This is a genomic window from Hyphomonas sp., from assembly GCF_037969335.1.
Taxonomy (GTDB): Bacteria; Pseudomonadota; Alphaproteobacteria; order Caulobacterales; family Hyphomonadaceae; genus Hyphomonas.
The window spans coordinates 18,063-30,870 of sequence record NZ_JBBKXE010000204.1; the positions used below are offsets into that span (position 1 = coordinate 18,063).

14 protein-coding genes are annotated in these 12,808 nt (G+C 61.6%); 9 read left to right on the top strand and 5 right to left on the bottom strand.

All coding sequences use genetic code 11. The features are described 5' to 3' along the window. Window positions 1-30 precede the first annotated feature (30 nt). Genes yajC through secF form a run of 3 tightly spaced genes read left to right on the top strand, consistent with a single transcriptional unit; the run spans window position 31 to window position 3,059 of the window. Window positions 31-402: a preprotein translocase subunit YajC gene (gene yajC / locus AADA04_RS15065; protein ID WP_340694101.1), complete on the top strand. Its 372-nt coding sequence runs from the start codon at window positions 31-33 to the stop codon at window positions 400-402. 41 nt (window positions 403-443) lie between these two features. Next, window positions 444-2,051, top strand: a complete 1,608-nt coding sequence (gene secD, locus AADA04_RS15070; protein ID WP_340694102.1) for a protein translocase subunit SecD — start codon at window positions 444-446, stop codon at window positions 2,049-2,051. Between the two features lie 18 nt (window positions 2,052-2,069). Further along, window positions 2,070-3,059: a protein translocase subunit SecF gene (gene secF / locus AADA04_RS15075; RefSeq protein ID WP_340694103.1), complete on the top strand. Its 990-nt coding sequence runs from the start codon at window positions 2,070-2,072 to the stop codon at window positions 3,057-3,059. Here secF and AADA04_RS15080 read toward each other — a convergent pair. Beyond that, complete coding sequence (locus AADA04_RS15080; RefSeq protein ID WP_340694104.1) at window positions 3,056-3,619, bottom strand: TIGR00730 family Rossman fold protein; 564 nt, start codon at window positions 3,617-3,619, stop codon at window positions 3,056-3,058. The two genes, secF and AADA04_RS15080, sit on opposite strands and share 4 nt — an antisense overlap. Before the next feature lie 134 nt (window positions 3,620-3,753). On the opposite strand from AADA04_RS15080, the gene AADA04_RS15085 reads away from it, so the two are divergent. Both AADA04_RS15085 and AADA04_RS15090 read left to right on the top strand, forming a co-directional pair. Beyond that, window positions 3,754-5,601: an ABC transporter ATP-binding protein/permease gene (locus tag AADA04_RS15085; protein WP_340694105.1), complete on the top strand. Its 1,848-nt coding sequence runs from the start codon at window positions 3,754-3,756 to the stop codon at window positions 5,599-5,601. A 28-nt stretch (window positions 5,602-5,629) separates the two neighbouring features. Continuing rightward, window positions 5,630-6,511 (top strand): phosphatidylserine decarboxylase, encoded by an 882-nt coding sequence (locus AADA04_RS15090; protein ID WP_340694106.1) that lies wholly within the window; start codon window positions 5,630-5,632, stop codon window positions 6,509-6,511. Here AADA04_RS15090 and AADA04_RS15095 read toward each other — a convergent pair. Continuing rightward, complete coding sequence (locus tag AADA04_RS15095; protein ID WP_340694107.1) at window positions 6,508-6,714, bottom strand: DUF2842 domain-containing protein; 207 nt, start codon at window positions 6,712-6,714, stop codon at window positions 6,508-6,510. The two genes, AADA04_RS15090 and AADA04_RS15095, sit on opposite strands and share 4 nt — an antisense overlap. A gap of 89 nt (window positions 6,715-6,803) precedes the next feature. On the opposite strand from AADA04_RS15095, the gene AADA04_RS15100 reads away from it, so the two are divergent. Continuing rightward, complete coding sequence (locus tag AADA04_RS15100) at window positions 6,804-7,877, top strand: COX15/CtaA family protein (protein WP_340694108.1); 1,074 nt, start codon at window positions 6,804-6,806, stop codon at window positions 7,875-7,877. Here the strand turns inward: AADA04_RS15100 and AADA04_RS15105 are convergent. Continuing rightward, window positions 7,829-8,662 carry a hypothetical protein gene (locus tag AADA04_RS15105; RefSeq protein WP_340694109.1) on the bottom strand — a complete coding sequence of 278 codons (834 nt, stop codon included), beginning with the start codon at window positions 8,660-8,662 and terminating at the stop codon, window positions 7,829-7,831. The genes AADA04_RS15100 and AADA04_RS15105 overlap by 49 nt on opposite strands. A gap of 170 nt (window positions 8,663-8,832) precedes the next feature. On the opposite strand from AADA04_RS15105, the gene rplM reads away from it, so the two are divergent. The 3 genes from rplM to argC all read left to right on the top strand — a co-directional run bounded on the left by rplM (window position 8,833) and on the right by argC (window position 10,820). After that, complete coding sequence (gene rplM / locus AADA04_RS15110) at window positions 8,833-9,297, top strand: 50S ribosomal protein L13 (protein WP_340694110.1); 465 nt, start codon at window positions 8,833-8,835, stop codon at window positions 9,295-9,297. Window positions 9,298-9,341: 44 nt separating this feature from the next. Further along, complete coding sequence (rpsI, locus tag AADA04_RS15115) at window positions 9,342-9,788, top strand: 30S ribosomal protein S9 (protein ID WP_340694115.1); 447 nt, start codon at window positions 9,342-9,344, stop codon at window positions 9,786-9,788. 84 nt (window positions 9,789-9,872) lie between these two features. Beyond that, on the top strand, window positions 9,873-10,820 hold the full coding sequence (gene argC / locus AADA04_RS15120) for an N-acetyl-gamma-glutamyl-phosphate reductase (RefSeq protein ID WP_340694111.1): 948 nt from the start codon (window positions 9,873-9,875) through the stop codon (window positions 10,818-10,820). Between the two features lie 40 nt (window positions 10,821-10,860). Here argC and AADA04_RS15125 read toward each other — a convergent pair whose 3' ends face one another. Together AADA04_RS15125 and AADA04_RS15130 are read right to left on the bottom strand one after the other, a co-directional pair. Next, window positions 10,861-12,249: a L,D-transpeptidase family protein gene (locus tag AADA04_RS15125; protein WP_340694112.1), complete on the bottom strand. Its 1,389-nt coding sequence runs from the start codon at window positions 12,247-12,249 to the stop codon at window positions 10,861-10,863. A gap of 60 nt (window positions 12,250-12,309) precedes the next feature. Next, window positions 12,310-12,808 (bottom strand): TonB family protein (locus tag AADA04_RS15130; protein WP_340694113.1); only part of this gene is annotated, 499 nt, incomplete at its 5' end.

Below are 12,808 nucleotides of genomic sequence, written 5' to 3' on the forward strand. Positions count from 1 at the left end.
GCGACGCAGGGTTACAGGGAGTTGACCACAATGCAGAACAAATTCGCCGCGGTATTCGCCATTTTTGCGGGTCTTTCCCTTCCAGCACTTGCGCAGGCCGCGCCGCCAGCTGCCGGCCCCGGCGTCCTGACGCAGGTCATGTTCTTCCTGCCGCTGATCCTTATCTTCTACTTCCTGCTGATCCGTCCGCAGCAGCAGCGGGCAAAGAAGCACAAGCTGATGGTCGAGAACGTCAAGCGCGGCGACTCTGTGGTCACGTCGGGCGGCCTGATTGGCAAGGTTACCAAGGTGGGTGATACGGAAGTCACCGTCGAGCTGGCTGAAAATGTCCGCGTCCGCGTGATCAAGGCGATGGTCGTCGAAGTGCGCGGCAAGAGCGAGCCGGTCGCTGCCAACGACTAGGTCTACCGCGCTCGGCCGCTTTCCCGCCTAAGGACGAATACATGCTTCAGTTTCCACTCTGGAAGATCTGCCTGATCCTCGGCATCATGCTGTGGGGCATCATGATGGCCCTGCCGAACGTCGTGAACATGTCTGGCGCGCCTGCCGGCGTGCCCAAGCAGGGCGTCAATCTCGGCCTCGACCTTCAGGGCGGTGTCTATCTGATGATGGAGATCAACCCTGATGAAGTCGTTGCCAATCGGCTGGAAGTGTTCGCCATCGACGTGCGCAATGCACTGGGCAACAAGGACGGCAAGACGCTGATCGGCCACTTGCCGACCATCGATGGCCGCACCCTGAACATCAATCTCACGCGCCCGGATGCTGACGGCAATTTTCCGATGGATGAGGCGCTCACCCGTGTGCGCAAGCTGAATGGCAGCGTCGAAGGCGCCATCGGCGGCGCGAAGACCTATGATATCGAAGCGGCCGGTCCGGCGGTGATCAAGGTCACGGTCCCCGCGACATCCGAGGAAACCTTGATGAAAGACGCTCTCGCCAAGACGATGACCATCGTCCGGCGCCGCGTCGACCCGGAAGGCGTCAGCGAGATATCCATCACGCCGCAAGGTAATAACCGAATCATTCTTGAAGCCCCCGGCGAACCGGACGCAACGCGCCTGAAAAACCTGCTCAGCCGGGACGGCAAGATGACGTTCAACCTCGTCGAAAGCAGCCCTTCCGCAATCGCGGCGGCTGAAAAGGGTGTCATCAAGCCGGGTTACCGCCTGCTGACAGGGCCAGAAACCGGCCCGCTGCTGGTGCGCAATATCCCTGAAGTCACCGGCGCCGATATCGCTACGGCCAGCCAGGGTTACGACGATGGCAACCGTCCGCAGATCAATTTCCGCCTCAACGGCAATGGCGCATCCAAGTTCTACCAGACGACACGCAACAATTCCGGCAAGCTGTTCGCCATCGTACTTGACGACACGATCATGTCGGCGCCGCGCATCAATGAACCGATCCCCGGCGGCAGCGTGCGCATCACGGGCAATTTCAGTCTGCCAGAGGCGCAAGATCTTGCCGCCATCATCGAGGCGGGCGAAATGCCCGCCAAGGTGCAGTTCCTCGACCAGCGTACCGTCAGCGCGACACTCGGACAGGACTCGATCCGGGCCGGCGTCCGCGCGTCATTGATCGGCCTCGCCCTGGTCGCCTTCTTCATGATCCTGGCCTACGGCCTGATGGGGGTCTTTGCGGTCGGGTCGCTCGCGGCCAACATTGTTCTCATCGTTGGCGCCCTGTCAGGGCTCGGCGCCACGCTGACCCTTCCCGGCATTGCCGGTATTATCCTCACCATCGGTATGGCGGTTGACGCCAACGTGCTCGTATTTGAGCGCATCCGGGAAGAGCAACGCTCCGGGCGTTCTCCGCTGACGGCCGTGCAGGCGGGCTATGAGCGGGCCTTGTCGACCATTCTCGACGCCAACATCACGACCTTCATTGCCGCCTCGATCCTGTACTTGCTGGGGTCCGGTCCGGTGAAGGGATTCGCCGTCACACTGGCGATCGGTATCGTCACCTCGGTGTTCACGGCTTTCGTGCTGACCCGCTGGTTTACGGTCATGTACCTCAAGGGCTTCAAGCCCAAAAAATTCGCCCTTTAGGCTGGCAGGAGAGACGCAATGCTACTCAGGTACTGGCCCGAAAGCACGAACATCAGGTTCATGAGCCTACGCATGGGCGGGGCGCTCCTGTCCGTGCTGATGATCACGGCATCGATCTATTTCCTCGCGGCGCGCGGTCTTAATCTCGGCGTGGACTTTGCCGGTGGTACGGTCATGGAGATCCAGCAGACCGAGACGGTAACCGTCGAAACCGTTCGCGCAGCAATGCCCTTTACCGCGGAAGTGAACAGCGCCGTCGGCACGGATGCGCGCGCAATCATCGTCGTCAAGTTCGGTGCTGCCGACCCGTCGAAACTGGGTGAGGAATTCACAACGCTCAAGCCGGAAGCGCAGGCTGAGCGCGCGCAACAGGTCACAAATGACATTGTCAAAGAAACGCTGATGGAAAAACTCGGTCTCACCGATGAAGACTTCCTGCGCGACGATTCCGTCGGGCCGAAAGTGTCTGGTGAACTGTTCCGATCCGGCATCCTGGCGCTTGTTGTCGCGCTTGCACTGATGCTCGCCTATATCTGGTTCCGATTTGAGTGGCAGTTCTCGGTCGGCGCCGTGGCGGCGCTGGCGCACGATGTCATCATCACGCTCGGCGTCTTTTCCCTGATGCAGCTCGAGTTCAACCTGACCACCATTGCGGCCTTGCTGACCATCATTGGTTACTCAATGAACGATACGGTCGTCGTGTTCGACCGGGTCCGGGAAGAGCGCCGCAAATACAAGAAGATGCCGGACCGGCAGGTCATCGACCAGTCGTTGAACATGACCCTGTCGCGTACATTGCTGACATCTGGCACGACGCTGCTGGCCCTGTTCGCGATCTTCTTCCTTGGCGGGCCTGTCCTGCGCGGCATGAGCTTCGCCCTGATCTGGGGTATCTTTATCGGTACCTATTCGTCGATCTTCATCGCCTCGGCGATCGTTCTGTCGCTGGGCATGGACCTGAACAAGAAGCCGGCTGAGGACGTGACCGGTTTCCAGGGCATACGCTAGGCGTCGAGCACGATTGCCCGGTCGCTCAGCGCGCTGAGCGCGGTCTGTGGTGTGTCCGAATGAACGAGCAATGAGCGGAAGCTGGCAGGCGTGAAGCCGCCATCGATGATCTTTTCCATCAGGTCGAAGAAGGGCTCCCAGAACCCGTCCTCGTCGAGGAAGGCCATCGGCTTGGCGTGAAGGCCGAGCCGTGCCCATGACAGAATCTCGACCGCCTCTTCCAGCGTGCCGATGCCGCCGGGTAGCACGATGAACGCGTCCGATTCGTCGAACATCATCTGCTTCCGTGTGTGCATGTCTTCCACGATGCGATGTTCGACATCCTCGAAGATGCGCTCTTTCTGAAGCAGGAAGCGCGGCATGATTCCGAGCACTTCACCGGCCGATTCATGTGCGGCGCGGGCGCAGGCGCCCATCAGGCCCACACCGCCGCCGCCATAAACAAGGCGGATGTCCTGCTTGGCCAGTTCGCGGCCCAGTTCCTCGGCGAGCGCGATATAGCCCGGGCTGACGGCATCAGAGGCACCGCAATAGACGCAGATGGATTTTAGCTTTGTCATGGTTGAACCCGGCTGTTTGAACGACCCGCACAGATAGCCATTGAGACGCCATCTTGCCAGTTCCAATGTCTGTGACGTTGCGTGACAGTCAGAACACGTTTTGTCTTCGGGCGATTCCGCCCCATATGGCGGGGATGACAAAACCGACCGAAACAACAGAAACACCCGCCAATCACGACAAGATCGACAGTGCTGATGGCGGTATTGGCGTATCGATCCTGCGAATCCTCAAACTTCTGGGGCGTTCGGAACTCGCCAAATGGCGCCCGGTCATGGCGATCGCCGTCATTCTGACGCTGGCGGCCTCTGTGCTGGAAGTCGTTTCGCCTCTCGTTCTCGGCCACGCGATCAACCAGGTTGCGCCCAAGGCCGGTGTCGCGCCTGCCTTCGCATCGGCCGCGCTCTGGCTCTCCCTCGGAATCGGCGTGCGCTTTCTCGCAGCCAGCTTGCCGCAGGTGCGTGATTTCCTGTTCGCTCCGGTCAGTCAGGATGCGCAGCGCGTTGCCAGCGTTGATGCCTTTGGTCATGCCCAGCTCCTGTCCCTCAACTTCCACCAGACCCGCCGCACGGGCGCGCTCAACCGCGTCATCGAGCGTGGCGCAGGGGCTATCGACTACCTGATCCGCTTTCTCGCATTCAATATCGGACCGACCTTCATCAGGCTGATCCTCGCATCCATCGCGCTCGGCGTGGCCTATGATTACCGTCTCGCCCTGATCGCCATTGCGACGATCGTCATCTACGTGATCGCGACGGTGATCATCACCGAATGGCGGGTACGCCAGCGCCGTCGCATGAATGAGGCGGATACGCATTTCCGTGCCATGTCGGTCGATATTCTCACCAATTTCGAGACCGTGAAATCCTTCGCCGCCGAACGCCGCGAGACGGGCCGGTTCGACACGGCCATGGGCACGTACAATGACCGCTACGTCGAAACCGTGCGCAGCATGTACATCCTGAACGCGGTTCAGGCGCTGGTGATGAATTTTGGTCTGCTCGCCGTGCTCGTCCTGTCGGCCGCGAATGTCATCGACGGCAAGATGCAGATAGGCGACCTGACCGCCGTCATGCTGATGCTGCTGTCGCTCTATGCGCCGCTGAACATCCTCGGCTGGGCCTGGCGCGAGATCAAGCAGGGTGCCGTGGACCTCGAAAAGCTGTTCGGACTTCTCTCGATGAAGGCGGATGTGTCCGACGCGCCTGACGCCGTTCCGCTTGTCTCGCCGACCGGCGATGTCAGATTCGAACATGTCGGCTTTTCGCATGAAGGTCGCGCTGTCGGTGTCAGCGATGTCAGTTTCCACCTGAAGCCGGGCAAGAAGATTGCCTTTGTCGGCACCTCCGGGGCTGGCAAGTCGACCTTGCTCAAACTCCTGTTCCGTTTCTATGACGTCGAAGCGGGACGGGTTCTCGTTGATGGCAAGGATGTGCGCACGCTGACGCAGGAATCCCTGCGCAAGGCGCTGGGGCTGGTGCCTCAGGACGTGGTCCTCTTCAATGACACGATCCGCTACAATATCGGCTATGCCCGGCCCGATGCGACCGAGGACGAATTGCGCGATGCGGCGCGCCGGGCCCAATTGCTCGACTTTATCGACAGCCTGCCGGAGGGCTGGAACACCCGTGTCGGCGAACGCGGCCTGAAACTGTCTGGCGGCGAAAAGCAGCGAGTCGGCATTGCCCGCGTGATTCTCGCTGATCCCGCCATCCTGGTGCTCGACGAGGCCACATCGGCTCTCGACAGTGCAACCGAGGAAGCGGTGCAGGACGCGCTTGAGGAGGCCGCAGAGGGGCGTACAACCCTGATGGTTGCCCACCGGCTGTCCACAGTGAAATCCGCCGACGAGATACTCGTGCTCGAAGCGGGCAAGGTGATCGAGCGTGGCAACCACGCGACCCTGCTGGCCAAAGACGGCAAATATGCTGATATGTGGGATCGTCAGGCCAAGAATGCCGACCTGGCGCTTGTTGACGACTAGAGTTTGCCCGGGGAAGGGGCCTGATTGAATGTCCGAAGATCTCGATATCAAGAACACGCCCTGGATGAATGCCGGCATGGACTGGGAAGGTGTCGCCGCCGCCCTTGGCGCCCTGCTCGTTGCGCTGTTGCTAGGTGCGCTCTGGTCTCCGCTGTTCTGGATCGGTTTTGCCGGTGTCGTGATTGCGCTGATGGCAGCGCGCTGGTCCCACCGCACCCCGCCTGATCTTGCCAACGGTATTGTTGCGCCATGCGACGGAGTCGTCGTGTCTGTCGGTCGCGCCGAAGCGCCTTCGGAGTTGCGCCTGACGGAATCAGGTGTGACGCGTATTCGTATCTCGTCGGCGCCGTCGGCGACCAACAAGGTCTACACGCCGATCGCTGGCAGTGTGGAATCGATGATTTTTGAAGCCGGCGAGAACACCGTACCGCTTGCCGCCTGTGCTGACGATGATGGTCTGGCGCGCGCCTTTCTCACTTTCGAAAGCCGGGGACAGCAAGTCGGCGTCCGCCTGGCGTCCGGCGGCTTCGGTCCGCGCATTGATCTCGCGACGGAAGCCGGAGATATCGTCCGTCTCGGTCGTCCCTTCGGCACGCGCAGGCTCGGCGGCTGGTGTGATGTATTCGTCCCGAAGGAAGTCGGCCTGCTGGTCTGGCCGGGGCAGACGCTCGTCGGCGGCGAGACCGTCATGGGCCGTCTCAAGTCGCAGGGCGATACAGACCTGTTCGATGGTATGACGGAAGAGGACGCCGACGACGAACCGGTGCTCCAGGTCGATGGCGAATCGCCAGCTGAGGCGGATGACGACGACGACGACGAATATCCGTCACCCGAAGATATCGAGACGCCCGACGATCCAGCCGTCATACTGGCGCGGCTCCGGGAAGCGTCGCGTCGGCACGACGACTAGTCGTCCTGCTCGTCTTGCGGGCCACTGTTCATCCAGGCGAATAATGGCTTCAGCGGCGCGATCCAGCCAAATCCCGCAACAATGTAGAAGACCAGTTGCGCCCAGCGGGGCCAGCTGGCGATCATGCCGGAAAACGTCCCGACGAGGAAAATCCACAGCGCGATGAAGGTGAGAAGGATGAGGCTGGCGACGGGCTTGCGCATGGCAGTTCGGGGCTTTCCTTGGCTCGGGCGATGGCCGCTGCGACATGGTTGCCTCTTGCCGCGCCGCATGGATAGGCCATTTAGGCGTCATGTCCCCATCAGGCAAATCCCTTAATGCCACACGCTGGATGCGCAACTGGCTCGTGGTCATCGGCGTACTCGTCTATGCGATGATCTTGATTGGCGGCGCCACGCGCCTCACTGACAGCGGCCTGTCAATCACCGAATGGGACCCGATCAAGGGCGCATTGCCGCCGCTTTCCGATGCGGCCTGGGCCAGCCTGTTCGATAAATACCGGCAAACTTCCGAGTACCGGTTACAGAATTCCGGCATGTCGCTTGGCGACTTCCAGCAGATTTTCTGGTGGGAATGGGGGCACCGGCTCTTTGGGCGCCTGATCGGTCTTGTCGCCATGTTCGGCTTTGCCGTCTTTGCGATCCGGGGCTGGCTCAGCCGCGCCCTCGCCACACGGTTCGTTATCCTCATCCTGCTCGGCGGCCTGCAGGGCGCGATCGGCTGGTGGATGGTCTCGAGTGGCATTGGTGAGACCACTCGCGTTGATGTTGCTCCCTACCGCCTTGCCACGCATTTCATGCTGGCACTGCTGATCATCGGCTATACCGCCTGGCTGTGGCTCGATTTGGGCGGCAAGGTGCGTGAGCCGGTATCCCGGCCAGTGCGGATCGTTGCGTGGGGTCTGCTCGGGCTGATTGTCGTGCAGATGGCGGCAGGCGCGCTCGTCGCCGGGCTGGATGCCGGACGCACCTACAATGACTGGCCGCTGATGGCGGGCGAGTTCGTGCCGACATCATATCTCGGCGAAGGCCTCGGCCTGCGCAGCCTGTTCGAGGGCCGCGCCACCACCCAGTTCAACCACCGCATCCTGGCCTACCTGATCTGGGCGCCGGCGCTCGCCTCGGCCTGGATATTCCGGAAGACATCCCTCGGGGGCGCCTTCACGGGCCTTGCCGTGCTTGTCAGTCTGCAAGCCGTGTGGGGCATCGTGACATTGATGAACGCCGCACCGATGAACCTGGCGCTGTTGCACCAGGCCCTCGGCGTGATCGTTACCCTTGCGGCGGTGCGGCTAGTGTGGCGCGCACGCGGTTCCGGTCAGTTGGTCGACAGTGTCAGCGCGCTTGGGTCCACGAACACGGCGTGATGCTCGCCGGGAGCGGTCTCGCCCGCGATCACGATCAGTCCGCCGGGATAGCCACCTGACATCATCGTGCCCATAGCGGCCATGGCGACGGGCGTGTCGGGGGCAATGACGGTGATCCCGTCCTTTACGTCGATCTCGGCATTGGTCATGCCCATGTCGGTCGAGATACCGAGCTTGCCGCTTTCCAGGGAGACCAGGGCATCAAGCGGGCCGCGCACCAGCGAGGCCGCCGTAGAGGCGCGCGGTGAGGCCACGAGCGTGTCGCTGGTAAAAGCGCAGGATTTGACGGGGAAGTCGGTAAAGGTCGATTCGCCGGCCGTCCATTTCAGGTCTCCGTCGGTTGCCCGAATGATTCCGTTCTGCAGCACGCGATTGTTCGCTTCTGTCCAGAACGCGAGCCGCATCAAGTTGGTGCCCGGGGCGGGGCCGGAGCAGACGCCCGCAATGACGTGATCGGTGCTGACCGGCAGGTCGATCTGGGCGGGTGCGATCAAGCCTTCACCGAAGATATAGCCTTTCAGCTCTCCTTCCCGGGTGATTCCCGGAAACACAGTGATCGACCGTTCTTCGATGATGGATGACTGGCCGCCAGCCAGTGATTTCAGGCGAAAATTGGACTTTTCGCCCAATTTTTCGGCTTCCATATCGTAGAATTGCAGGCCGCCCTTTTCATAGGCGACGGCCAGAATGCCGCGCAATCCGCCAGAGAGCGCGATCGACGCGACTTCACCCTCAAGCGGGCGGGTTGACCAGACGGCTGGAAGGACGGTCCCTGCAGCGATCACGGGGGTTTCAGCCTCAGTCTGGGCTGCCTTGTCTTGTTTTGAACAGGCCGATGCCGTAAAAAGCAGGGCAAGGCCAACCCCAGCGTTGACAAGGGGGGAAGCGGCGCTTAAACGCCAGCGCTTGAATTGCATTCCATGAACTCCGAAAGCGAGAGGCTCTGATTAGAGCGATGAAAACCTATAACGCACCAGCAGATGTGGAGCACAAGTGGGTCGTGATTGACGCGACTGACGTCGTCATCGGACGCCTTGCTTCTTATGTCGCAAAACGCCTTCGCGGCAAGCACCGCGTCGACTTCACGCCGCACATCGATACGGGCGATCATGTCGTCATTATCAACGCGGATAAAGCCAAATTTACAGGCAAGAAGTTGTCCGACAAGATTTACTACCGTCACACCGGTTATCCGGGCGGTATCAAGTCGACGACGCCTGAGAAAATCCTGAGCGGCAAATATCCTGAGCGGGTCATCCAGATGGCCGTCAAGCGCATGATGCCGAAGGAAAGCACGCTCGCACGGACCCAGTTCGGCAAGCTGCGCGTCTATGCTGGCGCTGAGCATCCACATACGGCTCAACAGCCCGAAACCGTCGACTTCAAGTCGATGAATCGCAAGAACATCAAGGCGGCCTGATACATATGACCGATACAGCAAACTCCCTCGAGGAACTTGGTGCCATGTCCGGCGCGCCGGCTGCGGAAGCGCCAGCGATCAAGATCGAGCCAAAAATTGACGCTCAGGGCCGCGCCTATGGCACCGGTCGCCGCAAGGAAGCCACTGCACGCGTCTGGATCAAGCCAGGTACTGGCAAGATCACGATCAATGGCCGCGACCAGGAAACATATTTTGCGCGTCCGGTCCTGCGCATGGTCATTGCCCAGCCGCTGATCGAATCCGGTCGTGATTCCGAGTTTGACGTCATCGCCACGGTCAAGGGTTCCGGCCTGATGGGCCAGGCCGGTGCTGTCCGTCACGGTATTTCGCGCGCGCTCGTTGCATACGAGCCAAGCCTGCGCGCCGTGCTGAAGCCGTTCGGCTTCATGACCCGCGACCCGCGCGTTGTCGAACGCAAGAAGTACGGCAAGGCCAAAGCCCGTCGTAGCTTCCAGTTCTCCAAGCGCTAAAACCGCATTCCGGTTTTCAAATACCCGGCGGGCGCTTCGGAGACGAAGCGCCCGCTTTTTATTGTCCTGTGATGGGAGGCGACCATGTTGCCAAAGGTTTTCATAGATGGCGAAGCCGGCACGACCGGCCTGCAGATTGCCGACCGGTTGCGCCAGCGCAGCGATCTTGACGTGATCTCGATTGATCCGGCCAAGCGCAAGGACGCCGATGAGCGCGCCCGCCTCATGAACATGGCTGACGCCGTGATCCTTTGCTTGCCGGATGATGCCGCCCGCCTCGGTGTGTCGCTCGTCACCAACAAGAACACGATCATCATCGACGCTTCGACCGCCCACCGCACGGCGGCTGGCTGGACCTATGGCTTCCCCGAGATGGACAAGGGCCAGCGCGCGGCAATCCGAGCGTCGACGCGTATCTCCAATCCGGGCTGCTATCCCACCGGCGTGATCGCGCTGGTGCGCCCGCTCGTGGCGCGCGGCCTGTTGCCGGTGTCGCATCCGCTGACCGTCAATGCCGTGTCCGGCTATACGGGCGGCGGCAATGCGATGATCGCGGAATTCGAGAATGCCGATGCGCCGAACCCGACGCGCGACAATTACCGGATCTATGGCCTCTCGCAGAAGCACAAGCACCCGCCGGAAATGATGCGGTATGGTCGGCTCGCCAACCTGCCCGTGTTCGCACCAGCGGTTGGCCGGTTCGCACAGGGTATGATCGTTGAAGTGCCGCTGGCGCTCTGGGCGCTGCCGGGCAAGCCCAAGCGGGTTGACCTGCACCAGGCGCTGGCGCAGGCCTACGAAGGCGAACGCTTCGTGCGGGTCGTGCCACTGGCCGAGAGCGACAAGCTCACCGGGCTGGAACCGGAAGCCTGCAATGGCACCAACCGGCTGGAACTTTATGTCTTCGGCTCGGACGATCAGGCGCGCCTCGTTGCCCGCCTCGACAATCTCGGCAAGGGCGCGTCCGGCGCCGCAGTCCAGAACCTCAACATTGCGCTGGGGCTGGATGAATGGACCGGGCTGGAGGCCTGAAACGCGTCTGGATCAGGTCCATGTCGGCAGCAGGCGAGTGCTAGTGCAGGATCGGCGTTCGCAGGGCCGCAAGGATGGCGGCGTCACGCTCATAAATATCGGTGAGATACCGCACACCGCCGCAAGAATCGTCAACGGCTGTGAAATAGACGATATAGACAGGCACCGGCGCCAGCAGGTCGACACGCGTTTCCTTTCGCGAAGCGACCGCTTCGTCGATGTGAGTTCGATCCCAGCCGACCGTATCCTCCAGCAACCATGCCGCGAGATCGAGCGGTTCCTTCACCCTGACGCAGCCTGATGAAAAGGCTCGCTGATCAGCGTCGAACAGGCTCCTGTCTGACGTATCGTGGAGATACACATTGTGCGCATTCGGAAACATGATCTTGACCTGCCCAAGCGCATTGCCGGGGCCCGGCGCCTGACGGATCCGGTAAGGGAAGGATGACGCCTTCACGTCAGCCCAGTTGATGCCCGACGGATCGACAACCTGCCCCTGCCTGTCGAATATCTTGTATCCGAGCCGACCGATGATGCCGGGATCGCGCCGGAACTGCGGCAGCTTGTCTGCCCGGGCGATACTGTCGGGCACATCCCACCAGGGATTGAAGATGATATATTCGATGCTGTCGGAAAAGGCCGGCGTCTCCCGGTTCATCTTGCCGAAGATAGCCGCGTGCCGGGCTCGGACAGTATCCTGCTCCATGGCGGCCACATCGAACCCGGGGATATTGGCGATGACGTAACGTGGCCCAAGCCTATGCGGCAGCCAGCGCCACCGCTCCAGATTGACGCGCAGCTGGTCGATCAGCGCGGCGTGAGTGGCGCGGGCGGTGGGGTCGCTTTCGAGTGCCATTGCGGTCTGCTGGCGGGCCAGTTCAGCCCGCAGGGCGAGGTATTCCGGATGCTGCGGGGCGAGGCGGTCGAGCGCAGTCGCGAGCGCGGCTGGGCCGCCCTGCGCATCGATCTGCACGAGCATCTCGTTTTCAGCCATCTCGGCGACGCGGCGTGGCTGCAGCGTCCCGGGCTCCAGCACGCCATGCGCGAGATGGGTGGCGGCTAGGCGCCAGGCGTCCCGCTCTGCCTGTCCCTGTGCGTCGGGATCATTCGAGAGGCTCAGGATATGCGACAGGCCATAGTCCTCGGGATCGAGGCCATGTTCGGACAGGCGGGCAATGGCGTCGACGAGGGCATCGCGCTGCGGTTCGACGTCTTCCGGGATTGAAACGTCGGGAGGGGTGGGATCGCCGTGACTGGTCTGTTCGGACTCTTGCGCTGTTGTGGCTACAGGTAGCGGCTGGCGAACAGGATGGACGCAGCCTGCGACGAATATCAGAAGGCAGGCCGTGAGCCATGTGGACAGTCCAGCCGATATCCCGCGCCGACTGTGGGGGGCTGTCGGGCACTTGGTCTTTGTTTCATGCGTCATGAATGCAGTCTGACATCCCGCGACGCGTGCGACCAGTGCGGTGATGTGCGCCGCCAGAGTCTAGTTCAGCGAATAGGCAATGGGAACGGTGAAGGTCAGGTCGGTCGCCTGCAGTGTTTGCGGCGGTGCCGGTACCGGCGAGGCGCGGTCGAGCAGGTCGAGTGTGGCCTTGTCGAGGATGGAGAAGCCGCTGCCCGTGTCGATCCGGCGCTCAAGGATATTGCCCTGTCTATCCACACGGAACCAGACCTTGACGATGCCCTGCTGGCGGCGGGACCGTGCCGGATAGGGGTAGCGCTTGTGCTTCAGGAACCAGGCTTGCAGCAGGCCGGCATACTGGGCCTGGCTCTTCTCTACACCATTGGGCAGGCCGAATGGCGTGGCCGGTGATCCGGATTTTCCGGGCGCGGTGCCGAGGGATGCAGATTCGCGGGGCGTTGATGCTGTATCTGCAGTGGATGTAGCAGGATGCGTCGAAGGGACGGTTTCGGGTTCAGGTGAGATTTCAGGGCTGGTGACCGCCGAATCCACAGGGGGTGGAATGGGGGTTGTCACGACC

Coding starts and splice junctions, on each gene's coding strand:
- yajC (WP_340694101.1), top strand. CDS start 31: ATGCAGAACAAATTCGCCGCGGTATTCGCCATTTTTGCGGGTCTTTCC.
- secD (WP_340694102.1), top strand. CDS start 444: ATGCTTCAGTTTCCACTCTGGAAGATCTGCCTGATCCTCGGCATCATG.
- secF (WP_340694103.1), top strand. CDS start 2,070: ATGCTACTCAGGTACTGGCCCGAAAGCACGAACATCAGGTTCATGAGC.
- AADA04_RS15080 (WP_340694104.1), bottom strand. CDS start 3,619: ATGACAAAGCTAAAATCCATCTGCGTCTATTGCGGTGCCTCTGATGCC.
- AADA04_RS15085 (WP_340694105.1), top strand. CDS start 3,754: ATGACAAAACCGACCGAAACAACAGAAACACCCGCCAATCACGACAAG.
- AADA04_RS15090 (WP_340694106.1), top strand. CDS start 5,630: ATGTCCGAAGATCTCGATATCAAGAACACGCCCTGGATGAATGCCGGC.
- AADA04_RS15095 (WP_340694107.1), bottom strand. CDS start 6,714: ATGCGCAAGCCCGTCGCCAGCCTCATCCTTCTCACCTTCATCGCGCTG.
- AADA04_RS15100 (WP_340694108.1), top strand. CDS start 6,804: ATGTCCCCATCAGGCAAATCCCTTAATGCCACACGCTGGATGCGCAAC.
- rplM (WP_340694110.1), top strand. CDS start 8,833: ATGAAAACCTATAACGCACCAGCAGATGTGGAGCACAAGTGGGTCGTG.
- rpsI (WP_340694115.1), top strand. CDS start 9,342: ATGTCCGGCGCGCCGGCTGCGGAAGCGCCAGCGATCAAGATCGAGCCA.
- argC (WP_340694111.1), top strand. CDS start 9,873: ATGTTGCCAAAGGTTTTCATAGATGGCGAAGCCGGCACGACCGGCCTG.
- AADA04_RS15125 (WP_340694112.1), bottom strand. CDS start 12,249: ATGACGCATGAAACAAAGACCAAGTGCCCGACAGCCCCCCACAGTCGG.